The sequence below is a fragment of the Vibrio sagamiensis NBRC 104589 genome, assembly GCF_007990935.1.
Lineage (GTDB): Bacteria > Pseudomonadota > Gammaproteobacteria > Enterobacterales > Vibrionaceae > Vibrio > Vibrio sagamiensis.
The window spans coordinates 1-26,365 of record NZ_BJXJ01000001.1; the positions used below are offsets into that span (position 1 = coordinate 1).

Sequence of the window (26,365 nt, forward strand, 5' to 3'; positions counted from 1 at the left end):
ACTTTTATAAACCTCGCTTAGGCGAGGTTTTTTTATGGCTTTTATTTCTGTCTTAAGGTCTTCAAATCTCCCTTATCTCCACAAGCCATTCTCTTTGTGTTGTGCATTGCTTCTGTTGTTCACCGAATAGTTAAAACAATAATCTGTGATCTGCCTAGTGAATAAATAATCAATATAAGAGATTTTCTAAAAGCTTTATTCATCAAAATTGACAAATTTTAATCAATCGAGATAATCGACTGATCGGGATTTGCGCGATTAACGCCCTGTACCGTGTCAGGATGACAACGAAAGGAAGCAATAGATGAATATAGGAAGTTTACTCGGAGAAGCAGCTACCCTGATGATCACAGGGATGGTTGTTGTATTTATTTTCCTTACCATTCTCGTTTATCTCGTGCGGCTATTGTCTAAATTAGTCCCTAAAGAAAAGCCTGAGCCGATTACGGCAACAACAAAAAACACGAACAGGCCATCGACCTCTTCCAATGTTAGCCCACAAGTTGTGGCCGCGATCTCAGCAGCGATCCATAAACATCGCACTTCTGTCGTCAAGTAGTTGAAAAGAGAATGAAAAAGGAGTTTAAAAGCATGTCTAAGCCGTTAGCTATTACTGATGTTGTCCTTCGTGACGCTCATCAATCCCTGTTTGCTACTCGTATGCGTATTGAGGATATGCTGCCGATTGCGTCTGAGTTAGATAAAGTCGGCTATTGGTCGCTAGAGACTTGGGGAGGAGCGACTTTTGATGCATGTATTCGTTTCCTTGGCGAAGACCCATGGGAGCGTCTGTGTGAGCTAAAAAAAGTCATGCCCAATACGCCGATGCAAATGCTATTAAGAGGGCAAAACTTGCTGGGCTACCGTCATTATGCTGATGACGTAGTCGAGAAATTTGTTGAACGTGCGCATATCAATGGGATGGATATATTTCGTATCTTTGATGCGATGAATGATGTACGTAATTTTCATACTGCGGTGAAAGCGGCCATCGACGTTGGTGCTCATGCGCAGGGAACTTTGTCTTATACAACCAGCCCTGTTCATAGTACAGATGCTTGGGTGGATTTGGCAAAGCGTCTAGAGGATCTTGGTTGCCACTCTTTGTGTATTAAAGATATGTCAGGTTTACTCAAACCTTATGAGGCTGAAGAACTTATTACTCGTATCAAAGCGTCATGTGATGTGCCATTAGCATTGCACTGTCATGCGACGACAGGGCTCTCGATTGCAACGGCAGTGAAAGCTGCTGAAGCGGGGGTTGATATTCTTGATACGGCGATCTCTTCTATGAGTTGTACCTATGGCCACACACCAACAGAAACTGTGGTCGCAATGCTACAAGGTACCGAGCGCGATACTCAACTGAATCTTGCTCAGTTAGAGCCTATTGCTGCGTATTTCCGTGAAGTACGTAAGAAATATGCGAAATGGGAAGGTCAGCTAAAAGGGGTTGATTCACGCATCTTGATTGCTCAAGTTCCAGGTGGAATGTTGACAAATATGGAAGGCCAACTCAAAGAGCAAGGTGCTTCTACACGCCTTGATGAAGTATTAGAAGAGATTCCTCGCGTGCGTGAAGATCTCGGTTTTATTCCATTAGTGACTCCAACGTCTCAGATTGTTGGTACTCAAGCGGTGATCAATGTCCTAACGGGAGAACGCTATAAGAGTGTTACCAAAGAAACTGCTGGCATTCTTAAAGGTGAATACGGCGCTACTCCTGCTTTAGTCAATGCTGAGCTACAAGCGCAAGTACTTGGTGGCCAAGAGGCGATTACCTGCCGCCCTGCAGATTTGCTTGAAGCAGAAATGGAGACACTGACCCTTGAACTTATGGAAAAAGCCCAGGATGAAGGCATTAAATTAGCCAGTGAACGGATTGATGATGTTCTGACTTATGCGTTATTTCCACAAGTGGGTCTGAAATTCCTGAAAAATCGTGGTAACCCTGATGCTTTTGAACCTGCTCCCAGTTTGGAAGCTGTAGAATCCAAAAATTCAGATGTTGTTCAAACACAGACGACGCAGGTTGAAACCTACAGCGTACGAGTGGAAGGGCAAGTATACGATGTTGAAGTTGGGCCGAAAGGTCAACTTACTTCAGTCACTCCAAGCAATGATGCTGCCTCGGTTAAGCCCATTGCGGCAGAGCCTGTAAACACTCACTCAGAGGAAATACCTGCACCATTGGCTGGTAATATTTTTAAGGTTAATGTGCAATTAGGCAGTGAAGTCTCTGAGGGTGACGTATTACTCATTCTTGAAGCGATGAAAATGGAAACTGAAGTAAGGGCAGCCCGTGGAGGCATTGTGCAGGTGTTAAATGTCAAAGAAGGCGATGCTGTAGCGGTGGGCTCACCATTGTTGAGCTTGTCGTAAGGAAAGATCATGGATGGATTATTGACCTTATGGTCTGAAACAGGGATTGCTAATTTTAAGTTTGGCCAAGTTTGTATGATGTTGGTTGGTTGTATTTTACTTTTTTTAGCCATTTTTAAGGGGTTTGAACCACTACTTTTACTCCCAATCGGATTTGGTGCAATTTTGGCTAACATTCCCAATGCGGGGTTTACTGAACCAGGAGGTTTGCTGTATTACGTTTATTACATTGGGATCGAATCTGGTGTCTTCCCACTACTGATCTTTTTAGGTGTCGGGGCAATGACAGATTTCGGAGCTTTGATTGCTAACCCCAAAACATTATGGCTTGGAGCCGCTGCACAATTTGGTATTTTTGCGACCTTATTTGGGGCGATATTACTTAATTATTTACCAGGGATGGAATTTTCCATGGCCGATGCTTCATCGATTGCAATCATCGGTGGTGCAGATGGGCCTACGGCTATCTTTTTAGCCAGTAAACTCTCTCCTGATCTACTTGGCGCGGTAGCAGTAGCGGCATACAGCTATATGGCTCTGGTGCCGATTATTCAGCCACCCATCATGAAGGCACTTACAACACCGCAAGAACGACAGATCAAAATGGCACAGTTGCGTCATGTTGGTAAATGGGAAAAAGTTATTTTTCCATTAGTGGTGCTTTTGATGACGATTTTATTCCTCCCGGCTGCGACTCCTTTAGTTGGGATGTTCTGTTTGGGCAACCTAATGCGTGAAGCGGGTGTTGTTGATCGCTTATCCAAAACTGCCCAAAATGAACTCATTAATATTGTGACGATTTTCCTAGGTTTAGGTGTGGGGTCTAAATTACAAGCCGAGCAGTTTTTGAATGTAGAAACGCTGGGTATATTGGGTTTAGGGGCCGTTGCTTTTAGTATTGGTACTGGGGCTGGGGTGTTAATGGCTAAATTATTGAATAAGTTTTCTAAAGAGGACATTAATCCGCTTATCGGTGCCGCAGGAGTGTCTGCCGTTCCAATGGCAGCACGAGTGGTGAATAAAGTTGGCTTAGAAGCGAACCCACAAAACTTCTTGTTGATGCATGCCATGGGACCTAATGTCGCTGGTGTTTTAGGTTCGGCGGTAGCTGCAGGTATTTTACTTGCTTTAGTTGGCTAATGGATGAAAATGCGCTTTCTTAGGTTTACAACTTTATTCTCTATGGTTCGTCTTAAACGCTGAAGAGCTACTTAACCTTTGTAAAAAAAATGGTTTATAGTCACTGGGATGCATTTGCATCCCATTTTCTTATTTGGGGATAAACTATGGAACACAAACGGATTGTAATAACAGATTTTGGCAGTGTAGATGTCATGGCATTACAAGTGTCCTCTACAAGTTTGCCGAAGGAAGGGGAGGTGTTGATTAAAGTTTCATTTGCTAGCGTGAATCCAATTGATGTTAAAACAAGAGCTGGGCTTGGTTGGGCAGCAGCACACAATAAAGATCATTTACCTTGGGTGCCTGGCTATGATCTCTCTGGCCAAGTTGTTTCCTGTGGAGCCAATACCTCATACTTTAAAGTAGGGGATAAGGTAGCTGGCTGTATTGGTTTCCCTTTTCGAGGTGGTAGCTATAGCCAATGTGTTTGTGTACCAGAGGCGGAAGTGATTCAAGTCCCCTCTTCGATAAGTTTAGAATCTGCAGCTGCTTTACCACTGGCTGGCCTAACGGCATTGCAAGCATTACAAAAAGCCAATTTAATCGCAGGAGATCGAGTATTAATTCTTGGCGGTGCAGGGGGTGTTGGGCATTTTGCAATTCAAATTGCTGTTGCTCATCAGGCCGAAGTCTTTGCAACGTGTCGTGCTAATAATATTGATTTCATAAACAGTCTAGGAGCCAGTGCTCTGAACTATCAATCTTCATCAGTGTCAGAATGTGTTGGAAACATTGATGTACTGATTGATCTTGTTGGTGGTGACACCGCGCTCGCAGCTTTGCCATGTTTAGCTCCTAATGCCAGAGTGATTACCTTACCAACGCTTTCTGCGGAATTCGTGTGCGAGCATGCTAAAAAATTGGGTTTTACTGCCCACGGTATGTTGTTCGAGCCTGAACGGAAGCAGTTGCAACAGTTGCTCGATATGCTACAGCGAGGAGAGATGAAAACAGAAATACAACAAATCTATTCGATGTACGATGTGAGTTACGCTCATAAACAGGTTGAATCTGGTCGAACGAGGGGCAAAGTGTTGTTGGATATGGAATGCTAGAGTCGTTTTATTCATTTTTAGAACCCATTACCTCTTGGTTTTCTGACTCAGCATTATGGGTTCTCTTTTTTACGGGCTTTTTGAGTGCCACTCTATTGCCCGGGGGATCAGAAGCTGGGCTTATTGCCACGCTTTCCCTTAATCAATACTCAGTTATCTCTATCATCACAGTTGCGACTGTGGGTAATACACTAGGTGGAATGACTAACTTTTGGTTAGGGTTATGGATTCCAAATAAGTCTCAGCAAGAGAAACACGGCTATACGGCACTCAACTGGCTTGCTAAGTATGGTTATTGGGGCTTGCTCTTTAGTTGGCTGCCCATTATTGGTGATCCATTATGTCTGGCGGCAGGGTGGCTAAGGATGAAGTTCCTACCGTGCTTACTCTTGATTTTTTTAGGTAAAGCAGCAAGGTATAGTTTATTGACTGCTATTTATCTCGGTTTATTTTAAGGAAAAACACATGAGAATGTTTTGGCTAAGTACGTGCTCATTGATGGTGATTACAGGCTGCTCTTCCATAGCGCCAGTGCCACTACCTAAGGGTGTTAAGTTTATTGAGGCTTCACAAGCTGAAGAGGGAAAAGTCAAAATCCCTTACCAAAAATATCAACTTGATAATGGTCTAACGGTGATCTTGGCTCCTGAAGATTCCGATCCTCTGGTGCACGTTGATATGACATATCATGTTGGCTCTGCTCGAGAAGAAATCGGAAAATCTGGCTTTGCGCACTTTTTTGAGCATATGATGTTTCAAGGTTCTGAACATGTTGGCGATCAAGAGCATTTTAAAATCATTACCGAGGCGGGTGGTACTCTAAATGGAACCACAAACAAAGATAGAACGAATTACTTTGAAACCGTGCCTGCTAATCAGCTTGAGAAAGTCCTTTGGTTAGAATCTGATCGTATGGGCTTTTTGTTGGATGCTGTTTCACAAAAGAAATTCGAAATTCAACGTTCGACGGTTAAAAATGAGCGAGCACAACGTTACGACAATCGACCTTATGGCTTGATCAGTGAACGCATGGGAGAGGCGCTTTATCCAGAGGGGCATCCATATTCTTGGCAAACTATTGGTTATGTAGAAGACCTCGATCGAGTCGATGTAAATGATCTCAAGGCATTTTTCCTACGTTGGTACGGGCCTAATAATGCAGTTTTGACCATCGGCGGTGACATCAATGTAGAACAGACGCTCAAATGGGTGAATCAATACTTTGGCTCAATACCTCGAGGCCCTGAAGTGGAAAATGCACCGAAGCAACCTGCGACACTGGCAGAGAGCAAGTTCATCACACTCGAAGACCGAATTAAGCAGCCAATGGTAATGATTGCTTGGCCAACCACTTATGATGGTGAAGCAAGCCAAGCGTCTTTAGATACCCTAGCCAGTGTGTTAGGTGATGGCACCAACAGTGTGCTCTACCAAGATTTGGTGAAAACACAGCAAGCAGTACAAGCAAGCGCTTATCATGAATGCTCAGAGCTATCATGTAACTTTTATGTTTACGCAATGGGTGACTCTGGCGATAAAGGTGACTTAGCGAAACTCTATGAGCAACTGATGAATTCATTGGAAAAATTCGCCCAACAAGGTGTGACGCAAGAGCGACTTGCCCAGCTCAAAGGCCAAGCAGAAGCTGGGGCTATCTTCGCTTTGGAGAGCGTGCAAGGTAAAGTAACGCAACTGGCGTCTAACCAAACTTTTTTTGGTCAGCCGGACTTACTAGAGAAGCAACTGCAACAGATCCGTGCCGTGACACCACGATCAGTAGAGAAAGCCTACCGTGAGTTTATTGAAGGGAAAAACAAAATTACGTTAAGTGTGGTGCCAAGAGGAAAAACAGAACTTGCAGTCAAACCTGCGACTTTTGTTACTCCAGAACGCACTTTACCTGAATATAAAAAAGTCACCGATGATACGTTGGCTTATCGTCGGGCCGTGGATAATTTTGATCGCTCGGTACAGCCTCCAGTAGGGGCGCCAGTAGAAGCAAATATCCCTGATCTATACGATATTCATTTCAAAAATGGCTCTGAGCTGCTGGGCACCATCAGTAGAGAAACGCCAACGGTCATGATGCAATTTAGTTTGCCTGCAGGGACTCGCTTTGTATCTAAGGGGCAAGAGGGATTAGCTCAATTAACCGCAGCCATGATACAAGAAGGGACCACTAAGCACAGCGTAGAGTCAATTCAAGCAGAGTTGGATAAACTGGGGAGCGTGATATCAATTGATGCTTCAAACTATACAACCAACATTAGTGTTTCTGCACTTGAGAAAAACCTAGCACCAACATTGAAGATTGTTGAAGAAATGCTTTTGTTCCCAGCGTTTAAGCCGCAGGACTTTGAACGAGTGAAAAACCAAGCTTTGGAGTCACTCATTTATGAACATCAAAGGCCAAACTGGATGGCGACGCAGGCAACTCGCCAAGTTTTGTTTGGTGAATCTGAGTTTGCTAGACCTAAAGATGGCACAAAAGAAAGTTTAAAGGCGCTGACTTTAAAGGATGTAAAACAATTCTATGCACAACATTACACACCGCAGAGCGCACAAATTGTGGTTGTTGGAGATATCGACAAAGCGAATGTAGAACAGCAGTTATCTTTCTGGAACAATTGGAAAGGAGCAGTGGCTCCTCAATACCCTGAATATCACTCTATGCCTTTGGGCTCGCAAAAGATTCACTTGGTTGATAAGCCTGGAGCACCACAAAGTGTCGTGATGATGGTTCGTAAAGGTATGCCATACGATGCAACGGGTGATTTTTACCTCAGTCAACTGGCCAACTTTAACTTATCTGGCAACTTTAATAGCCGCATCAATCAAAATCTACGTGAAGATAAGGGCTACACTTACGGTGCTTATGGTTACTTCTCTGGTAATAAAGAAATGGGATCCGTAGTCTTTACTGCTCAAGTGCGTGCTGATTCAACCGTGGCCTCAATTACTGAAATGGAGAAAGAGCTGAGTAATTATGCTCGCCATGGTATGACGAATGAGGAGTTGGCGTTTATGCGCCAAGCTGTTGGTCAGAAAGATGCCCTAAAATACGAGACTCCGACACAAAAAGGGGCGTTAATTCGTGATATATTGAAATATGACCTTGACCATGATTACTTACAACAACGTAATAAATTGGTTGAAAGTGTAGATAAGCAGATCTTAAATGATTTAGCCCAACAGTGGTTTAATCCAAAGGATTATCAAATTGTGGTAGTCGGTGATGCTAAGACTCTACGCCCTCAGTTCGAAAAGCTAGGAAAAGACGTAGAAATGCTTGAAATCATTCGATAGAGCACACATGTAATAGCGGAGGAACTACCCTCCGCTATTCGTTTCTAGTGACGCTGAATATCTATACAGAAAGAGCGACCTGATTCGTTGATAAATAACTTAGCTTCACTTGCTTTAATGCAAGTGCCTTGCTCTCAATAGAAGTGAATCTGATTTTGACTGAATTTGCTGCGCGACTAAAGCAAGTTGCATTACACCCTGAAGTATTTAAGCAGTTTGGACGCGGCGTAGAGCGTGAAACCTTACGTTACCGCCAAGATGGTTATATCGCGACAACTCCTCATCCGAAAGGTCTAGGTTCGGCGTTTACCAACCAATGGGTTACAACCGACTTTTCAGAATCGTTATTAGAGTTCATTACTCCAGTTTCCCATCAAATACCAGAGTTAATGGGTCAACTTAAAGATATTCACCATTTTGCCCAGGTTCAAATGGGTGAAGAGCGCATGTGGCCTTTATCAATGCCATGTTATGTTGGGCATCAAGACGACATTCAATTGGCTCAGTATGGTTCATCTAATACAGGAAAAATGAAAACGCTCTACCGTGAAGGGCTTAAACGCCGTTATGGAAGCTTGATGCAGATTATCTCAGGTGTTCACTTCAACTTTTCGTTTCCTGAGTCCTTCTGGGATGCGCTGTATGGCGAACAAAATGAGTCAGAACGCCAAACGACAAAATCAGAGGCTTATTTTGCTTTAATTCGTAATTACTATCGTTTTGGTTGGATGATCCCCTATTTCTTTGGCGCTTCACCCGCATTGTGTGGCTCTTTTATTCGCGGGCGTGAAACGGATCTGCCTTTTGAGAAAATAGGTGGTACTTTATTTTTGCCTAAAGCGACGTCATTACGCCTCAGTGATCTCGGATATACTAATAGTGCTCAAAGTGTGCTGAAGATTGGCTTCAACAGTTTAGAGCAATACCTTGACGGTGTTAATGATGCTATCCGTCGTCCTTCAGAAGAGTTTGCCCAGATTGGTGTGAAAGTCGATAAAAAGTACCGTCAGCTTAATTCTAATATCCTGCAAATCGAGAACGAGCTGTATGCGCCTATTCGTCCTAAACGCGTGACGAAAAATGGAGAAAAACCATCAGAAGCTTTAAAACGCGGAGGGGTGGAATACATCGAAGTGCGCTCATTAGATGTTAATCCATTTAGCTCTGTTGGCTTGACAGAAGATCAAATTCGCTTTTTAGATTTATTCCTAACTTGGTCGGTGCTCTCTGATTCGGAACCAATGGATAATTGTGAACTTGAGTGCTGGCGTGATAATTGGAATAAAGTCATTGTCTCAGGGAGAGAGAAAGGCTTACTTCTGACTATTGGTTGTCATGGCGAACAATTATCCCTTCAGAAATGGGCTCATCAAGTTTTTGTTGATTTGCGAGCGATCGCAGTTGAAATGGATAAATCTGTGGGAGGCAATGCTTACCAGATGACGTGTGACAAGCTAGAGTCGTGGATAGATGAGCCGGAGTTAACCGTATCTGGTCAGCTGTTGGAGCAAACCAAATCTCATGGTGGACTGGGCAAATTGGGTTGTGCTTTAGGTCGACAGTACCGAGAGGAAAACTTAGCCCATAATTATCAACAATATACACAAGAGATGATGGAAGCCGAAGCAACGCAGTCGGTAGAAAAACAAATCTTGGTAGAGCAAAGTGATACATTGTCATTTGATGAGTTTTTGGCAGACTATTTTGCTTATCTTAAATAAATTAATCATTTATTGAGGCATTGTGTGAGTTTTAAAGTATTCTTCCAGTCAATGATTTGGTGTATATTATTGACAGGTTGTGCAACAGCACCGCCAAAGCAACAAGATAACATTTGCGAGATATTCCGAGAAAAGTCCGATTGGTACGATGATGCCAAGGACATGGAGGAAGAATGGGGTACGCCGATTCACGTAGCAATGGCGATAATAAAGCAAGAAAGTAGCTTTCGTCATAATGCTCGTCCACCCAAAGACTACTTACTCGGGTTTATTCCTTGGGGTAGGGTTAGCAGCGCTTATGGTTATGCTCAGGCTCAAGATCCGGCTTGGGAAGATTTCCAAAAGGCAACAAGTCAAGGTGGATCGCGCACGCAGTTTGATGACTCAATGATGTTTGTTGGTTGGTATACGCATGAAACACGTCGACAGCTAGGGATTTCTTTGTGGGACCCCTATAATCAATATTTGGCTTACCACGAAGGGAGAGGTGGCTATAAGCGTGGGACATATAAAGCGAAACCAAGTTTATTAAAAGTTGCAAGGCGGGTTGAGAAGACAGCAAAAAATTATGGCTGGCAGCTGAAGCAATGTCGTCAGGAACTGGAGGACAACAGCGGCTGGTTTTTTTAACCTTCTAGCTTGAGGGTTGAACAGCAATCAATCCTACTCGCAATACTTCAGGTGTTGCATAGGTCGTTACAATAGGAAATACGTAATGCCATTATTAGACAGTTTTACCGTTGATCATACTCGAATGAATGCACCAGCCGTGCGAGTCGCTAAAAAAATGCAGACTCCGAAAGGGGATACCATTACGGTATTTGATTTACGTTTTACTGCTCCAAATAAAGACATCCTTTCTGAACGTGGTATTCACACATTAGAGCACTTGTATGCAGGCTTTATGCGTAATCACTTAAATGCAGAAAATGTCGAAATTATCGATATTTCGCCGATGGGATGTCGTACCGGCTTTTATATGAGTCTCATAGGTACACCTTCAGAGCAACAAGTCGCAGATGCATGGATTGCTGCAATGGAAGATGTACTTAAAGTGGAAAACCAAAACAAAATACCAGAGTTGAATGAATATCAATGTGGCACAGCATCGATGCACTCACTTGAAGAAGCGAAGCAAATTGCTAGGAGTATTCTTGAGGCCGGAGTTTCGGTTAATCACAATGATGAGCTGGCCTTGCCTGAATCAATGCTGAAAGAGCTTCGTATTGATTAATCGACAGCAGTAATCAATAAGCCTTAAATAAAAAGAGCCTGAATATAGTCAGGCTCTTTTTTCGATCTGTTGACGCTGCTTTTTTACAATAATATTAAGATGTTAGAAACTCATTTTTTAAAAGACATTAACTGTTTTTCTTTAGCTTTGGATACACCTTGACGAGTTTGATCCGGTTCTCTTCCACTTGGATAATCTCCATCGGGTGTCCTGATACCTGCACACTTAAATGGCTCTGGGGAATGTCTTCGAGGTGTTCAAGGATTAGTCCATTTAATGTCCTTGGTCCATCTGTTGGCAGTTTCCATTTCAAGCCTTTATTTATATCTCGAATATTAGCACTGCCTTCAATGAGGAAGCTTCCATCATCTTGTGGGGTAATTTCTTCTGACAAACTTGGAGCAATCGAAGTGGTGAATTCACCAACAATTTCTTCTAGAATATCCTCTAAGGTAACCAAACCATTAATGTCGCCATATTCGTCAACAATTAAGCCAATACGCTGTTTATTGCGTTGAAATTTCAACATTTGTACATTAAGTGGTGTGCCTTCTGGAATGTAATACACTTCATCGGCCGCTCGAAGAAGCGTTTCTTTATTGAATTCGTTTTTCTCTAACATTAAACGATAGGCTTCTCTTAAGCGAAGCATGCCTACCACTTCATCGATCTGATCGCGATATAGTACAATACGGCCATGAGGAGAGTGCGTTAACTGACGTACAATCGATTTCCAGTCATCATTGATATCGATACCAGTAATTTCGTTTCTCGGTACCATAATGTCGTTAACAGTAACATGTTCAAGATCTAAAATCGAAACCAACATGTCTTGGTGGCGGCGAGGAATTAAAGCACCAGCCTCATTAACGACGGTTCTCAGTTCTTCAGAACTTAAATGATCTTCGGTGGAGTGGTCAGCTTTTACGCCTAGTAAACGAATAAACCCATTAGTGATGAAATTCACGAGCAACACAAGTGGTGACAAAATCTTCATCAAGAGAGTAAGAAGAATACTGCTGGCGTAAGAGACACGTTCTGGATAAAGAGACGCAATAGTTTTAGGAGTGACTTCAGCAAAAACAAGGACGACTAATGTAAGAGCTCCTGTGGCAATGGCCACTCCAAAGTCACCATAAAGGCGCATACCTAAGATAGTCGCAATCGCTGAAGCGAGAATATTGACAAGGTTGTTACCGATGAGGATTAGCCCAATCAATCTATCTGGGCGATCGAGTAGCTTCTCTACTCGTTTTGCTCCTTTGTGGCCGTTATTTGAAAGGTGTTTTAAACGATAACGGTTTAAAGACATCATTCCCGTTTCTGAACCAGAAAAATAACCTGATATGACGATAAGACACGCGAGTAGCGCAAATAAGATACCCGTAGATATGTCGTCCAAAACGCTGCTATTCCTTTTAATAATGTTTTGTTAATTTATGGTTGAGCTTGACAGTTAAGTCAATTGAGCTCTGCTTAGTCTATTTTATTTGATTATTAATATAAAGGGTGGATGACGTCAATTTATAATTCTAATTGGATGCTCTCATGCTGACTCAAAGTGCTTAAATAAATATGAATCTAGGCGATCATCAAAGTCGGAGAACGAAATAGATTTGAGCGATGTTTTAATTAAATTATTCATCAGCCTCAATATGTTGTCACCATAGCCATAGAATACATAATTTAACTCTTAATAGCCGCTCCAGGTTCTGGGGTCGGTACGGTGCGCGATAATATAATTTGGTATTATTGGTTAGTGATTTAAGATTATCTCTTTCACAAATCGGCTACCGAAGTAAGCAAGAGTGAGCAAGCTAGCACCAGTGATGGCAAACCAAGTTACTTTTTTCCCTCGCCAGCCTTGCTTGTAGTGGCCCCAGAGTAAAATGGAGTAAACTCCCCATGCGATAAAGGACAGTATTGCTTTGTGGGCTTTTCCTTGGGCAAACATATCCTGCACAAAAAAAACTCCAGTAAGTAAAGTGCCGGTTAAAAGCATATTGCCAACAAGGATAATATTAAACAACTGACGTTCTACCATCATCAGAGGCGGGATATTAGGGTTAATCGCTACAGCTTTTTTGGCTTTCAGTTTATGGTCTAACCAAGCTAGCTGTAATGCATATAGTGCACCTATTGTGAGTGTAGCGTAAGAAAATAGAGCTAATGAAATATGTATTAGAAGCTTTGGATCATTTTCTAAGTGTTTAATAAATGAGCTAGGTAAGAGGGTTGCAGCGATTAAATTGAGAGCTGCAAAGCTGTAAATTACGGGCAAAAGGAACCATAAACGGCTTTTTAACATGGATAGGCTCATCACTAATGAAATAATAAAACTGATTAGCGAAGCGACATTTAAAATACTGAGATTTTGTCCTGAGCCATCAAAAATTAAATCACTTAGCAGCCAAGCATGAAATACTAATGCGCTTAGCGCACAGCTGAAGACTGTTTTGACTTTGATTCCCGATTGTTGCGAGAGCCCTGGAACAATGGCCGCAATCGCCAAAACGTAAAAAATGGCGGCGGTGATGGCAATTAAGCTATCCATGAGTAATTAATCGTTTCTGTGCACAATTTCAAAATTATACCTTGCATTAGGCTTTGGGGCTACGATTGATGTTACACAATCTAATAGTTTAGGCATTGAAAAAATGAATGTCATCCTAGATATAGTAATAGAGAAGTACAACGGGTATGACTAGGGCGTTGGCTAAGGTATACTTATTATAATGAATCGCCATTTTTAGCGAAGAGACAAAGATGTTTGAGAATTTAACGGATCGATTATCCAAAACGCTGAAAAATATCAGCGGTAAAGGCCGTCTTACCGAAGACAACATTAAAGAAACCCTGCGTGAAGTACGTATGGCATTGCTTGAGGCAGACGTTGCTCTGCCTGTTGTACGTGAGTTTGTTAAACGTGTAAAAGAAAAAGCAGTAGGTGTTGAAGTATCTAAATCTCTCACACCAGGTCAAGAATTCATTAAGATCGTTCAGGCTGAGCTTGAAGCTGTGATGGGGGAATCCAACGAAGCACTGAATTTAGCAGCACAGCCGCCAGCTGTTCTACTTATGGCTGGTTTGCAAGGTGCAGGTAAAACCACATCGGTAGGTAAACTGTCTAAACTCCTTACTGAACGTGATAAGAAAAAGGTTCTGGTTGTGTCTGCCGACGTTTATCGTCCTGCCGCGATCAAGCAGCTTGAAACCTTAGCATCAGATATTGGTGTCGATTTCTTCCCATCTTCCGCTGATCAAAAGCCAATTGATATCGCTAACGCAGCCATCGATCATGCTAAGAAGAAGTTCTATGACGTATTGATTGTCGATACGGCGGGTCGACTAGCGATTGATGAAGAAATGATGGGTGAAATTAAAGATCTTCACTCAGCAATTAACCCAGTTGAGACGTTGTTCGTTGTTGATGCAATGACCGGTCAGGATGCGGCGAACACGGCTAAAGCATTTGGAGATGCACTTCCTTTAACGGGCGTTATTCTAACCAAAGTTGACGGTGATGCTCGTGGTGGTGCTGCACTGTCAGTTCGTCATATCACGGGTAAGCCGATTAAATTCCTCGGAGTGGGTGAAAAAACCGATGCACTAGAACCTTTTCATCCTGAGCGTATCGCATCACGTATTCTTGGAATGGGTGATGTGCTGTCATTGATTGAAGATTTACAGCGTAATGTTGATCAAGAGAAAGCCGAAAAACTTGCTAAGAAATTCAAAGAAAAGAAAGGATTCGATCTTGAAGATTTTCGCGAACAGCTTGGTCAAATGCAAAACATGGGTGGCATGATGGGAATGTTAGACAAGTTACCTGGCATGTCTCAGCTACCTTCTGATGTTAAAGATAAAGTTGATGATAAGATGTTCAAGCAAATGGAAGCCATCATCAGTTCTATGACAATGAAAGAACGTCAGCGCCCTGAAATCATTAAAGGTTCACGTAAAAAGCGTATTGCTGCAGGTTCTGGAGTTCAAGTACAAGATGTTAACCGTCTACTCAAACAATTCACTCAAATGCAGAAAATGATGAAAAAAATGCAGAAAGGTGGCATGAAAGGCATGATGCGTAATATGCAAGGCATGATGGGCGGCGGCGGTGGTTTCAATCCATTTGGCCGCTAGCTGAACTTTATTTTTTAGGGTGTTATCTTCATCACATACTTAATTTTTAATTTATGTTGGTGAAAAAGTAGCTAAACCCCTTGCATTGCTTCGGGATAAGAGTAAAATTCCGGAGCTTTATTTTGGCACGAGACCCCAAGTTACTCCAATTATGAGTCACTGCTGGGGTTAATTTTATTATTGAGAAAGCAAAGAGGACGACATGGTAACCATTCGTTTGGCACGTCACGGCGCTAAGAAGCGTCCATTCTATCAAATCGTAGTAGCGGACAGCCGCAACGCTGCAACTGGCCGTTTCATCGAGAAAGTTGGTTTCTTCAACCCAACTGCTAAAGGTCAAGAAGAAGGTCTACGTCTAGACCTAGACCGCGTTAACCATTGGGTTGGTCAAGGCGCGTCTCTATCTGACCGCGTTGCTAAGCTAGTTAAAGACGCTCAAAAAGCGGCTTAATTCTTTTAAGAAGAAGAAACTAGTTTATGTCGATGAAAGGTAAAGAAACAATGAGCAACGAAAAGATTGTTGTAGGCAAGTTTGGTGCTACTTACGGCATTCGAGGTTGGCTTAAAGTTTTTTCCTACACAGACAATGCTGAAAGCATTTTTGATTACAGCCCTTGGTTTATTAACCAAAAAGGCACGTGGGTTGAATTTAAAGTGGAAAGCTGGAAGCGCCATAACAAAGGTATGGTAGCTAAGCTGGAAGGTCTAGATATTCGTGAAGACGCGCATCTAATGACGAACTTTGAAATTGCGATTGACCCTGCGGTATTACCTGAATTGTCAGAAGATGAATTCTACTGGCGTGAATTGTTTGGTATGCAAGTAGTAACCGATAAAGGTTACGATCTAGGTGTTGTAAGTGACATTCTAGAAACAGGCTCAAATGATGTTCTGGTAGTGAAAGCAAATCTAAAAGATGCTTTTGGGCAAAAGGAACGATTAATCCCGTTTCTTGAAGAGCAAGTGATCATCAAAGTAGATCGCGAGGCTCAACGGATCGAAGTTGACTGGGATCCTGGATTCTAAATTCCATACTACAGAGCGAGATTAACATGTGGGTTGGCGTAATTAGCCTTTTTCCAGAAATGTTCCGTTCTGTTACTGATTATGGAGTAACAGGTCAAGCGGTTAAAAAAGGTCTTGTGTCGATAGAGACTTGGAATCCTCGAGATTTCACTCACGACAAACATCGCACTGTCGATGACCGACCTTACGGTGGTGGCCCTGGTATGTTAATGATGGTTCAGCCTTTGCGCGATGCCATTCATGCAGCCAAGAAAGCCTCACCGGGTAAGACGAAAGTGATTTACCTCTCTCCTCAAGGTCGTAAGCTCGACCAGACTGGAGTAGAAGAGCTGGCAACAAACGAGAACTTGCTTCTTATCTGTGGTCGCTATGAAGGGGTAGATGAGCGCATCATACAATCTGAAGTCGATGAAGAATGGTCGATTGGAGATTTTGTGATGACAGGTGGTGAAATACCAGCCATGACGTTGATTGACTCAGTCTCACGGTTTGTTCCGGGAGTACTTGGAGATTTCGCTTCAGCAGAAGAAGATTCTTTTGCTAATGGCTTGTTAGATTGTCCCCATTACACGCGTCCGGAAGTCTTGGATGATAAAACTGTTCCGACAGTATTATTGTCAGGCAACCATAAGGACATTCGTCGTTGGCGACTCAAACAGTCGTTAGGCCGTACCTGGATAAGAAGACCGGAGCTCCTGGAAAACCTAGCTCTGACTGACGAACAGGAACAATTACTTGCCGAGTTCATTAATGATAGCAAGGCAAAGTAACCTAATTTATTTAGTATCAGTTTATTCTAGGAATTTATAAAATGAGTAACATCATCAAAGCTCTTGAAGAAGAGCAAATGAAACAAGACCTACCTAAATTTGCACCAGGTGACACTGTTGTAGTTCAGGTTAAAGTAAAAGAAGGTGAGCGTGAGCGTCTACAGGCTTTTGAAGGCGTTGTAATCGCTATCCGTAACCGTGGTCTTCACTCTGCTTTCACTGTACGTAAAATCTCGAACGGTGAAGGTGTTGAGCGTACGTTCCAAACTCACTCTCCAATCGTTGATAGCATCGAAGTTAAACGCCGTGGTGCAGTACGTCGTGCCAAGTTGTACTACCTACGTGAGCGTTCTGGTAAGTCTGCTCGTATCAAAGAGAAGCTTGCTAAGAAGTAATGCTATAACTAGCGTTCTCATAGTAAACGGAGTCCAATCGGGCTCCGTTTTTTTATCGACTATGTAAATAATCTTGAAGTGGTGCGTGCTGCGAGATAAGTTTGGTGAACAGGTAGGTATTTTCTTCTGTTAGTCTTTTTGTTTTAGCACTTAGTACTGCTCTTCAGACCAGCCATCGCTATCGGACATATCGGGTGCACCTGCAATGGTATTTTCTTCATCGGCCCATTCACCAAAGTCAATCATTTGGCATTTTTTACTGCAGAACGGTCGGTGTGGACTTTGCTCTCCCCATTCAACGTCGGCTCCGCATTGAGGGCATGGAACGATGGTTATTTTAGCCATGATAGTCTGTCCTGTTTTATTTCAAGTGTTGTAACGAAAAGGTAAATTGGCTGCAAGGTCATATTGCTTGACGCCTTACGATTGAGAGCTCTTTATTCTAAATTGCGTGGCTGTTTAATGAACAGAGGGAGCAAATATAGGTGATTAGCTACAAACCGCGAGTTTAAAATCGATATCTTGTATGCAAGCTTGACCACTTTCAAATGACATGAATTTAATCGCAAAGCGGTTTTTGTGGCCTGAAATCATTGGGTAGACACCAAACTCCATTGGAATATGCAAGCGAAGAATATTCGCTTCATCAGCGTCACTTTGAAAGAACCCTGCACGAGCTATTTGATCTTTAAATTGGCCTGTTTCTCGAGTTAACTTCAGCCATAGCCCAAGAGCATCAGATAAAGGTTTTAAGCTTGCTTGCCACTTAGCCGCATCTTGCACTTTGCGTTGAATCGGAAGATGAAGCCAATAGTACAATGCAGGCAAATCAAAACAACATGCGCCACCAGGTAAGTTGAAACGTTGCCGAATCGAACTCAAAAAACGGTCTTCTTTTAGTGCCTGGCCAAAGCGTTCAGCTGTCATTAATTGGCTATGTGCGAGATCAATCTCTTGCAACAGTGCTGTCAGGGCATTTTGATCTACACCATCGACATTAAACCAACTACGATAAGCGAGACGCTGTTTTTCTAGGTCTTTGGCAAGCTCACTTTTTAATTGGATCTGCTCGAAGATTTCCACCATATCAAACAAAGCACGGAAGAGTAGCAGGTAATGATGATTATCAGTGAAATTTGAGGCTAGATTGGCTTGACGCAACAAAGACTCTATTCTGAGATATATCCGCGTTTTTTCATTAAGTGGATGTTCAAATTTATGCGTGCTCATTAATATTAGCCTTTGAAAATATTAAGATGATTGTCGCAGATTTGTCTTAGCCATGGCTAGATACTTTTTATGTAAATCTGCAACTTGAAGTAAAAGATCGGGATCATCTGAATTGTTTTTGACCACATCATCGGCGATTTGAAGCCGTTCTTCCCTTGAGACCTGAGACATAAGAATGGATTGGACTTGTGATTCATTGACATTATCGCGTTTTGTTGCCCTAAAGATTTGTGTTTCAGGAGCTGCGTCGACAACCAAAATACGCTGACACAAACCATTCAGGTTGTTTTCGATCAATAGTGGTACGACAAGCAATGCATAGTCGGAATTAACCTGTTGTAGGTCCTCTAGCATCTTTTCTCTTATTAAAGGGTGCAATAAGGCATTCAACCAAGCTTTATCTTCTGGAACGGAAAAAATGCGTTCTCTAAGTTTGGACCTATCTAGCGTTTGATCCTGTTTCACGATATTTGGACCAAAACGCTCAATGATCGACGTTAAACCTGGAGTTCCGGGCTCGACAACCTCACGAGCTACAATATCGGCATCGACAATATCAATATTAAAATGTTGTCTAAATAAATTTGCGACAGTGGTTTTTCCACTGGCTATACCGCCTGTAAGACCAATAACGAAAGCCATTTATGCTCCTAAGATCGAAGATAAGTACCAATCTAAAATTCGGTTACCCCAAATAAGGCTTATCCATCCAGCTATTGCTAAATAAGGCCCAAAAGGAAATGCCTTATTTATGCCTTTATTTTGCAGCCGCAGCTGGATAAGGCCAAATAGGATGCCTACTATTGATGATAGCAAAATTATCATTGGCAGGGACTGCCAACCAAGCCAAGCCCCTAAAGCGGCCAATAACTTGAAGTCACCGTATCCCATCCCCTCTTTGCCGGTGACTAACTTGAATAGCCAATAAACGCTCCAAAGACATAAATATCCAGCCATAGCACCGATAATGGCATCTTGTAAACTGACAGGACTCATACCTGAGAGTGCTAAGGTAATCCCTGACCACATGAGTGGTAACGTGAGCTGATCGGGTAATAACATGGTATCAAGATCAATGCATGTGGCAGCGATCAAGGTGAAAGTAAATAACACCAAGGCGAGTGTGTAGACACTGAAACCAAAGTGATAGGCGATAAACCCAGCGCAAGTGGCGGTAATGCATTCAATGAATGGATAGCGCACAGAGATTGTTGCCTGGCAGAAGTGACACTTACCTCTGAGTATTAACCAACTGATGACAGGAATGTTATCTTGGATGCGAATTGGATTGTGACATTTGGGGCATGAAGAGCGTGGAGTGCTTAACGTGAGGGTTTCTTGTGGTGGAGTGATATTGTACTCAGGAAACGATTCAGCACAGTCGCGTCGCCACTCATTTTCCATAATTCTAGGCAAGCGATAAATCACAACATTAAGAAAGCTGCCGACAATGAGCCCGAATATTGTGGTAAATAAAATAAATAGCCACGGGTAGTAATGAAAGACTTCCATATTTTTCTCTTGAGGAGTGATCAAACAAACTGCTGTTTTGATGGAACTGTACCACCATTCTATCCTAAGATACTCATCAAGTTAAAGATAGGTAAGTACATTGCGGTAACTAAACTGCCAACGATGCCTCCAAGCAACAAGATGATAAGAGGCTCTAAGGTCTTACTGAGATTGTCGACGGTATTATCGACTTCAAACTCATAAATGGCTGCGATTTTGTTGAGCATATCATCCAATCGTCCAGACTCTTCACCAATCATCACCATTTGTAAAACTAACTCAGGAAAAGCGTTACAGTTTCTAAGAGCAATATAAACAGGTATCCCCGCGGCCGTATCAAAGTATACGCTTTCGATTGCACGTTGATAATAGAGATTTCCAGTAGTTTTAGATGTTGCTTTTAAAGCATTCAGTATCGGAACACCAGCACTGAAACTCGTAGCTAAAGTTCGGCTAAATTTAGCTATCGCGGCTTTGGATAAAATCGGGCCAACAATAGGGCATTTGAGGTTAATACGGGCGATAAATAAACGTAATGTTTCTGAGTGGGGCATGGCCAGCTTGGTGAAGATAGCGCTAACACCAAAAAAGCTAATAATAATGAACCCCCAAGATTGTGCCCAAGCTGAAAGGTTGAGGATCATTTGGGTAAACGCTGGCAATTTGGTGCCAAATCCCGCAAACATAAGCTCAAACTCAGGAATTACCTTGGTCAGCATAAGGTAAGAGACGCTGAGAGAAACAAAGATAACCATGCTTGGGTAAAGCAAAGCTTTAATAACTTTGGCTTTGAGTTGTTCACTTTTCTCTCTGTAATTTGCAAGGCGCTCAAATGTTTGCGATAAATTTCCTGATTGTTCTCCGCTTGCGATTAAATCCGTGTAGAGGGAGCCAAAGTGATGGCTGGTGGAACGCATGGCTTTAGACATAGGAACCCCACTTTCAACAGCTCGCGTAATAGACATTAAAATCGACTTCATTTCCGCTTTTTTATGATTTTCAGACACTAACTTTAGTGCTTGAACAATAGGGACCCCAGTCATCAACATGGTTGCAATTTGGCGAGTAAAAACCGTGATATCTTTGCTTTTGACCCGATTACTTAATTGAGTCAAGATTGAAAGGCGGCCTTTTTTTAGAGTTTTGATTTGAATATGTTGTACTTTTAGACGTTCTTTTACTTCCATGTCACTCATGGCGAGTAGCTTTCCTGATACCTTTTTACCTAAGCTATTGATGCCTTTCCAGTGATAATTTTTAAGTTGAGGTAGGTGGGGCTTCATGCTGTTGAGACTCTCGTAAGCAGTGTTTAGAAATGAAGAACACGTTGAAGCTCGGCCAAACTGGTGATGCCTTGTTTGAGTTTTTCGAATCCAGACTGTTGTAAAGTTTGCATTCCATCAGCAATAGCAAGCTTTTCTAATTCATCGACACTAGCGCCTTTGAGTAGTGCGATTGATAGCCTACTATCAAAGCACATCACTTCATAAATTCCCGTTCTGCCACAATATCCATGAGTGCATTGGTCACAGCCATTTGGATTAGCTTGAAAAATTTGATCGGTTGGATTAAGACCGACTTGGCTAAGCTGAGTACAAATCTCCTGAAGTTGCCTGCAATGAATACATAGTTTCCGGGCTAACCGCTGGGCCACAATGAGGCTGAGAGAAGAGGCAAGATTAAACCTTTCTATTCCCATATTAGAGAGACGAATCACGGTTTCTGCCGCAGAATTAGTATGCAGCGTTGATAAAACTAGATGGCCGGTTTGAGCGGCTTTTATTGCAATATCGGCGGTATCAAAATCACGAATTTCTCCGACCATCACTACATCAGGATCTTGACGGAGAAAAGAACGCAATGCTTGTGAAAAACCAAAGCCAATTTTGGGCTGAATTTGAACTTGATTAATACCGGGTAAATGAATTTCAACTGGGTCTTCAGCTGTGGCAATATTAATTTCGGGTTGATTAAGCAAACGTAAACCCGAGTATAAAGATACCGTTTTACCGCTACCTGTCGGCCCTGTTATCAGGATCATGCCTTGTGGACGTTTTAATGCTTCTAGGTAGCATTGCTTTTGGTACTGATTATAGCCCAGCGTATTGATATCTAATGATGCCGAATTGCTGTCAAGAAGGCGAAGAACGATCTTTTCTCCGAATAATGTTGGCAGGGTTGAGACCCGCATGTCGATCGCTCTGTTGTGACTTAATCTCAATTTGATTCTACCATCTTGAGGCAAACGCCGTTCTGCAATGTCCAGTTTAGACAGGATTTTTATTCGAGAAGATAAGCGCCGGCTTAAGTGCCTTGGTGGTTGTTGAATTTCGACTAAAATACCATCACAACGCAGGCGGATTCGATACATCTCTTCATAAGGCTCGAAATGAATGTCGGATGCACCTTTACGCACGGCATCAAGTAAAATTTGGTTGATATAGCGGCTGACAGGAGAATTATCCTGACTAAGATCTTCGAGGCTTTCACGCTCTTCAGAGCTGACTTCGACTAAATCGGCTAATTCGTCTTGATGAATGTCTTTGAGTTGAGACTTTTCTTGCTTGCATGTTTGGCCATATAAGCGCTTGATAGCGGTACTAAGTTCTAAAAAGTCTGCAAGAACCAGCTCAATGGATAAGCCCGTTGCGAAGCGAAAGTCATCTTCTACCTGTAAATTAGTCGGATCGGCGACCGCTAAAGTCAGCGAAATGGCGTTGCACTCAACAGGCAGAGCATGGTGGCGCGTGATCAGCTTGCGCAGACCCAAAGACTGACACAATGGTATATAGTCATATTGAGTAAGTGAGATACACGTTAGCCCAAAATGCTGACTGAGTAATTTAGTCAACTCTTGAGATTGAAGATGGCCTGAACCTATCACTGCTTCGGGAGTAGAAACACCCGAAGTTTTCATGTATTCATACAAGGTTTCTTCTTGAGAAGCACTTAACTGTTCTGTTTGACGAAGAAACGTTGCCAAGCTGCTTAAGGTCATTGACAGCTTTTCGGTCTCAAAGTGCTTTCAACAGCTGTTGCACCTGAGGCGGTACATCGCCAGCCTCCGTCACTATCTCGTTTCAGAGCAAATGTCTTGTTTGATAACAACGCGCTAACATTGCTGCTTGAGAAAGTGAAGATAATATCACCAGCAGAAGAGATACCTTGAGAAAAAGCCATGCTTCCCTGAGGTATGCTGCTTGGGACACCTAGAGCAGAAGATTGCGAGGTTGCAGGGAAAATGCCGTACTCAATGGTATAAGCTTCTACGTTAACTTTAACGCCAGCCATGGAAGAAAGAGCGGCTGCGACTTCGGCTTTTGCAACGTATTTTTGATATTGAGGAATAGCAATCGCTGCGAGTACGCCGATCACGGCAACGACAATCATAAGTTCAATAAGAGTAAAACCCTGCTGGCGTTTCTGTTTCTTGCTTGTCATGTGTTTCCTTAACAATGAATGGGGCTGGTAGCAATTATCGAGTACAGAAGGGTAAAAACTGTTTAAAAAACAAGAAACAAATAATATGACAGGGTTCGAGTGAGGTTGGATTGTTTGTATTTTTGTTGCAACAAAAATACAAAGTTTTGCGAGGGAGTGGAGTCAGGGGGAAAGAAAGAGTTCAGTCGCTGAGTGATTTGCAGTGAAGTTAGCTCCTGCTGATTGGCAGGAGCATAAAGTATGTATTACTGAAAACGCATCGAAAGATCCATTGCTTTCAGGTGCTTGGTTAACGCGCCTACTGAGATGTAATCGACGCCTGTTTCAGCATATTCAGCGATGGTTTCTAGAGTAATGTTACCGGAGTTTTCCAATGCTGCTCGACCGGCATTGATTTTGACCGCTTCACGCATCATATCTTTGGTGAAGTTATCTAACATAATGATATCGGCACCGGCTTCGATCGCTTGCTGGAGCTCTTCTAAACTCTCTGTTTCAACTTCAACGGGCTTTCCAGGGTTGAGGTGTTTAGCGGTCGTAATGGCTTGTGTAATGCCACCACAAGCGATGATGTGATTTTCCTTAATGAGATACGCATCGAACACACCGATACGATGGTTGAAACCACCGCCGCACGCGACAGCGTATTTTAAAGCGCTACGCAAACCCGGAATCGTTTTACGGGTATCTAACAGGCGACACTCGGTATGAGCAATTTTTTCTGCGTATTCTGCGGTGATGGTCGCGCAACCTGAAAGTGTTTGAATAAAGTTCATTGCATTGCGTTCGCCCGTCAGTAAGTCACGAGCTGGGCCTGTTAATGTACACAAGGTTTGATTAGGCTCAACTTTATCACCGTCTGTTACGTGCCATTCAATGGTGACTCTGCCACCGAGTTGCTTAAACACTTCTTCTACCCATGCTTGTCCACAAAACACGCCATGTTCACGAGTAATGATGGTTGCAATGTTTATCGCATCTGCAGGGATAAGCGATGCGGTGATATCTTTGCCAGAATCCAAATAGCCACCAAGATCTTCTTTTAGTGTATCGGTAACGGCTCGAGTGATATCTAGTGGCAGTTGTTGTTTCAGGTAGGCGAGGCGTTCTTGACTATTATGTGTATGGTTCATCGCAATTCTTATCTTGAAAGGTCGGTGGTAACGAATGATACTCTCCAGTGTTAATAATTTCAGCAGTTAATTTACAAAGTAGAGAGGTTGATATGTGTCTAACAATTGAAAAGGGCTGGCTGCAACAAATAAAACATGTTCCTTCGCCATTTTTTGATGCTCGCCCTGAACAAAATGATATTTCTCTGCTGGTCATTCACAATATTAGTTTACCGCCGGGCCAATTTGGCGGTTCACATATAGAAGCCTTTTTTACTGGACAGCTTGATGCCAAAGTTCACCCTTTTTTCAATGTTATTCATAATATTGGAGTGTCTGCGCATTGCCTTATCAAGCGTGATGGGAACATTATTCAATTTGTCTCCTTTTTGGACCGAGCCTGGCATGCAGGTTTATCAAGTTTTGCAGGTCGTGAACGCTGTAATGATTATTCGATCGGAATTGAGCTGGAAGGAACCGACTTTATTGCATATACAGAGGCTCAGTACGAGGCTCTGGTGAAAATAACACAGGCGCTGATGTTGACTTACCCAAACATTAATAAAGAAAGAATAACCGGACATCAATTTATAGCTCCCTTGAGAAAAAGCGATCCTGGTCTAAGCTTTGACTGGAAAAAGTTCAGACATGGCATTGCTCACCATCCTGCATCATAGTGAACATGATAAGGAATGCATTAGAGTGTGCTTTTTTGTACGTCGAATGATTTGTTATCTTTTAATTATTATGCCTAATAGTCAGTTTAAAGATGTGAAACGAACTTGAGGCTAAATTGTTAAAAATGAACAAATAAATTATCAACCTTTGTTGAATCTCTCATTTATGAATCGATTTTATATTATTCATATTGTTTTTATGAATGTAATTGGTCATACCAATTACATTGCTGGTTTTTTAGGCATACGTTACTAGACTGTAGCAACTGGTTTGGTTCTATGATTTGGGTCAACTTTTGGCTGGACATTTAACACTCATTTATGTTAATTTTAAGGTCATATTAAATTGGTATTACCAATTACCTGCAAAAGTAGAAGAACAATATTTATGGCTTATCAAAGGATTCGTCAGCCAAAACTTTCTGATGTTATTGAACAAGAACTTGAGAGGCTGATAGTGGAAGGGACTTTATCTCCAGGTCAGCAGTTACCGCCTGAGAGAGAACTGGCAAAACAGTTTGAAGTGTCTCGTCCTTCCATTCGTGAAGCTATTCAGCGTTTGGAAGCTAAGCGCTTACTCACCCGACGCCAAGGTGGTGGTACGTTTGTGAGTGAAAACATCTGGAAAAGCTTTTCCGACCCTTTGTTAAACTTATTGTCCAGTCACTCTGAGACGCAGCTAGATCTTTTAGAGTCGCGTCATGCGATGGAAGGGCTGTGTGCTTATTTTGCGGCGTTACGTGGTACCAAAGAAGATTTTGAACGTATCCAAGCGTGCTTGGTGCAAATCAGTAAAGAGCAAAAAAGCAATAACGTGGAAGCAGAAGCTGCTGCTGTTATGCAGTTTCTTATTGCTCTAACAGAAGCTGCACATAATGTTGTGTTGCTTCATATTGTGCGTAGTCTTGCCCCTTTACTGGAACAAAATGTTCTACAGAATTTGAAGTTACTTCATCGCCGTGAAGAGGTGGTGGATAAAGTCAGTAAACACCGAGCTAATATTGTCGATGCGATCGTTTCTGGTTTGCCTGAAAAGGCTCGTGAAATGTCACATTCACATTTGGCTTATATCGAAGAAACATTGTTGGATTTGACCCGAGAAGAGTCTCGACGAGAGCGCTCTCTACGCCGAATTCAACAAGGTAACGATTCTTAATACAAGAACCGCTTAGTTAAATCAGT

Annotated in this window: 26 protein-coding genes; 16 read left to right on the forward strand and 10 right to left on the reverse strand. The window is 42.4% G+C overall.

The genetic code is table 11. The features are described 5' to 3' along the window. Nucleotides 1-304 precede the first annotated feature (304 nt). The 9 genes from VSA01S_RS00005 to luxS all read left to right on the forward strand — a co-directional run bounded on the left by VSA01S_RS00005 (nt 305) and on the right by luxS (nt 10,880). Nucleotides 305-559 carry an oxaloacetate decarboxylase subunit gamma gene (locus VSA01S_RS00005; RefSeq protein WP_039979404.1) on the forward strand — a complete coding sequence of 85 codons (255 nt, stop codon included), beginning with the start codon at nt 305-307 and terminating at the stop codon, nt 557-559. A 32-nt stretch (nt 560-591) separates the two neighbouring features. Continuing rightward, a complete protein-coding gene (oadA, locus tag VSA01S_RS00010; protein ID WP_039979403.1) occupies nt 592-2,382 on the forward strand; it encodes a sodium-extruding oxaloacetate decarboxylase subunit alpha in 1,791 nt (596 codons plus the stop codon). 9 nt (nt 2,383-2,391) lie between these two features. Continuing rightward, entirely contained in the window at nt 2,392-3,522 is a 1,131-nt protein-coding gene (locus VSA01S_RS00015) for a sodium ion-translocating decarboxylase subunit beta (RefSeq protein ID WP_039979402.1), read from the forward strand. A 146-nt stretch (nt 3,523-3,668) separates the two neighbouring features. Beyond that, a complete protein-coding gene (locus VSA01S_RS00020; RefSeq protein WP_039979400.1) occupies nt 3,669-4,619 on the forward strand; it encodes an NADP-dependent oxidoreductase in 951 nt (316 codons plus the stop codon). Continuing rightward, entirely contained in the window at nt 4,613-5,074 is a 462-nt protein-coding gene (locus VSA01S_RS00025; protein ID WP_039979399.1) for a YqaA family protein, read from the forward strand. Before VSA01S_RS00020 ends, VSA01S_RS00025 begins: the two co-directional genes overlap by 7 nt. Nucleotides 5,075-5,084: 10 nt before the next feature. Continuing rightward, nucleotides 5,085-7,925 (forward strand): M16 family metallopeptidase, encoded by a 2,841-nt coding sequence (locus VSA01S_RS00030; protein WP_039979398.1) that lies wholly within the window; start codon nt 5,085-5,087, stop codon nt 7,923-7,925. Between the two features lie 155 nt (nt 7,926-8,080). Beyond that, a complete protein-coding gene (gene gshA, locus VSA01S_RS00035) occupies nt 8,081-9,646 on the forward strand; it encodes a glutamate--cysteine ligase (RefSeq protein ID WP_039979408.1) in 1,566 nt (521 codons plus the stop codon). A gap of 51 nt (nt 9,647-9,697) precedes the next feature. Further along, a complete protein-coding gene (locus VSA01S_RS00040; RefSeq protein ID WP_039979406.1) occupies nt 9,698-10,276 on the forward strand; it encodes a transglycosylase SLT domain-containing protein in 579 nt (192 codons plus the stop codon). Between the two features lie 85 nt (nt 10,277-10,361). Further along, a complete protein-coding gene (luxS, locus tag VSA01S_RS00045; protein ID WP_039979396.1) occupies nt 10,362-10,880 on the forward strand; it encodes an S-ribosylhomocysteine lyase in 519 nt (172 codons plus the stop codon). Between the two features lie 127 nt (nt 10,881-11,007). Here luxS and VSA01S_RS00050 read toward each other — a convergent pair whose 3' ends face one another. Together VSA01S_RS00050 and VSA01S_RS00055 are read right to left on the reverse strand one after the other, a co-directional pair. After that, nucleotides 11,008-12,282, reverse strand: coding sequence for an HlyC/CorC family transporter (locus tag VSA01S_RS00050; RefSeq protein ID WP_039979394.1), 1,275 nt, complete (start codon nt 12,280-12,282; stop codon nt 11,008-11,010). 354 nt (nt 12,283-12,636) lie between these two features. Further along, nucleotides 12,637-13,434 carry a cytochrome C assembly family protein gene (locus VSA01S_RS00055; protein ID WP_039979392.1) on the reverse strand — a complete coding sequence of 266 codons (798 nt, stop codon included), beginning with the start codon at nt 13,432-13,434 and terminating at the stop codon, nt 12,637-12,639. A gap of 212 nt (nt 13,435-13,646) precedes the next feature. On the opposite strand from VSA01S_RS00055, the gene ffh reads away from it, so the two are divergent. The 5 genes from ffh to rplS all read left to right on the forward strand — a co-directional run bounded on the left by ffh (nt 13,647) and on the right by rplS (nt 17,211). Further along, nucleotides 13,647-15,020, forward strand: a complete 1,374-nt coding sequence (gene ffh, locus VSA01S_RS00060) for a signal recognition particle protein (protein ID WP_039979390.1) — start codon at nt 13,647-13,649, stop codon at nt 15,018-15,020. Between the two features lie 202 nt (nt 15,021-15,222). Next, nucleotides 15,223-15,471 carry a 30S ribosomal protein S16 gene (gene rpsP, locus VSA01S_RS00065; protein WP_005438039.1) on the forward strand — a complete coding sequence of 83 codons (249 nt, stop codon included), beginning with the start codon at nt 15,223-15,225 and terminating at the stop codon, nt 15,469-15,471. Nucleotides 15,472-15,497: 26 nt separating this feature from the next. Beyond that, nucleotides 15,498-16,046, forward strand: a complete 549-nt coding sequence (gene rimM, locus VSA01S_RS00070; RefSeq protein ID WP_039979389.1) for a ribosome maturation factor RimM — start codon at nt 15,498-15,500, stop codon at nt 16,044-16,046. A gap of 26 nt (nt 16,047-16,072) precedes the next feature. Beyond that, the gene (gene trmD, locus VSA01S_RS00075; RefSeq protein WP_039979387.1) at nt 16,073-16,816 is read left to right on the forward strand and encodes a tRNA (guanosine(37)-N1)-methyltransferase TrmD; all 744 of its coding nucleotides are present in this window, start codon (nt 16,073-16,075) and stop codon (nt 16,814-16,816) included. Nucleotides 16,817-16,857: 41 nt separating this feature from the next. Next, nucleotides 16,858-17,211: a 50S ribosomal protein L19 gene (gene rplS, locus VSA01S_RS00080; protein ID WP_021711275.1), complete on the forward strand. Its 354-nt coding sequence runs from the start codon at nt 16,858-16,860 to the stop codon at nt 17,209-17,211. Between the two features lie 150 nt (nt 17,212-17,361). Here the strand turns inward: rplS and yacG are convergent, their stop codons facing one another. The 8 genes from yacG to nadC all read right to left on the reverse strand — a co-directional run bounded on the left by yacG (nt 17,362) and on the right by nadC (nt 24,527). Next, nucleotides 17,362-17,556, reverse strand: a complete 195-nt coding sequence (gene yacG, locus VSA01S_RS00085) for a DNA gyrase inhibitor YacG (protein WP_021711276.1) — start codon at nt 17,554-17,556, stop codon at nt 17,362-17,364. A 144-nt stretch (nt 17,557-17,700) separates the two neighbouring features. Continuing rightward, on the reverse strand, nt 17,701-18,441 hold the full coding sequence (gene zapD, locus VSA01S_RS00090; RefSeq protein ID WP_039979386.1) for a cell division protein ZapD: 741 nt from the start codon (nt 18,439-18,441) through the stop codon (nt 17,701-17,703). 21 nt (nt 18,442-18,462) lie between these two features. Next, nucleotides 18,463-19,083 carry a dephospho-CoA kinase gene (gene coaE / locus VSA01S_RS00095; protein ID WP_039979385.1) on the reverse strand — a complete coding sequence of 207 codons (621 nt, stop codon included), beginning with the start codon at nt 19,081-19,083 and terminating at the stop codon, nt 18,463-18,465. Next, nucleotides 19,084-19,953, reverse strand: coding sequence for a prepilin peptidase (locus tag VSA01S_RS00100; protein ID WP_039979384.1), 870 nt, complete (start codon nt 19,951-19,953; stop codon nt 19,084-19,086). 59 nt (nt 19,954-20,012) lie between these two features. Then, nucleotides 20,013-21,236 (reverse strand): type II secretion system F family protein, encoded by a 1,224-nt coding sequence (locus VSA01S_RS00105; protein WP_039979383.1) that lies wholly within the window; start codon nt 21,234-21,236, stop codon nt 20,013-20,015. 26 nt (nt 21,237-21,262) lie between these two features. Further along, nucleotides 21,263-22,951: a type IV-A pilus assembly ATPase PilB gene (pilB, locus tag VSA01S_RS00110; protein ID WP_039979382.1), complete on the reverse strand. Its 1,689-nt coding sequence runs from the start codon at nt 22,949-22,951 to the stop codon at nt 21,263-21,265. Then, nucleotides 22,948-23,394, reverse strand: coding sequence for a pilin (locus VSA01S_RS00115; RefSeq protein WP_039979381.1), 447 nt, complete (start codon nt 23,392-23,394; stop codon nt 22,948-22,950). The genes pilB and VSA01S_RS00115 overlap by 4 nt, the downstream gene beginning before the upstream one ends. A gap of 245 nt (nt 23,395-23,639) precedes the next feature. Beyond that, nucleotides 23,640-24,527: a carboxylating nicotinate-nucleotide diphosphorylase gene (gene nadC / locus VSA01S_RS00120; protein ID WP_039979380.1), complete on the reverse strand. Its 888-nt coding sequence runs from the start codon at nt 24,525-24,527 to the stop codon at nt 23,640-23,642. 92 nt (nt 24,528-24,619) lie between these two features. Here nadC and ampD point away from each other — a divergent pair, with 92 nt between their 5' ends. Both ampD and pdhR read left to right on the forward strand, forming a co-directional pair. Then, nucleotides 24,620-25,183 (forward strand): 1,6-anhydro-N-acetylmuramyl-L-alanine amidase AmpD, encoded by a 564-nt coding sequence (gene ampD, locus VSA01S_RS00125; RefSeq protein WP_039979379.1) that lies wholly within the window; start codon nt 24,620-24,622, stop codon nt 25,181-25,183. 388 nt (nt 25,184-25,571) lie between these two features. Then, complete coding sequence (gene pdhR, locus VSA01S_RS00130) at nt 25,572-26,339, forward strand: pyruvate dehydrogenase complex transcriptional repressor PdhR (RefSeq protein ID WP_039979377.1); 768 nt, start codon at nt 25,572-25,574, stop codon at nt 26,337-26,339. Nucleotides 26,340-26,365: the final 26 nt, after the last annotated feature.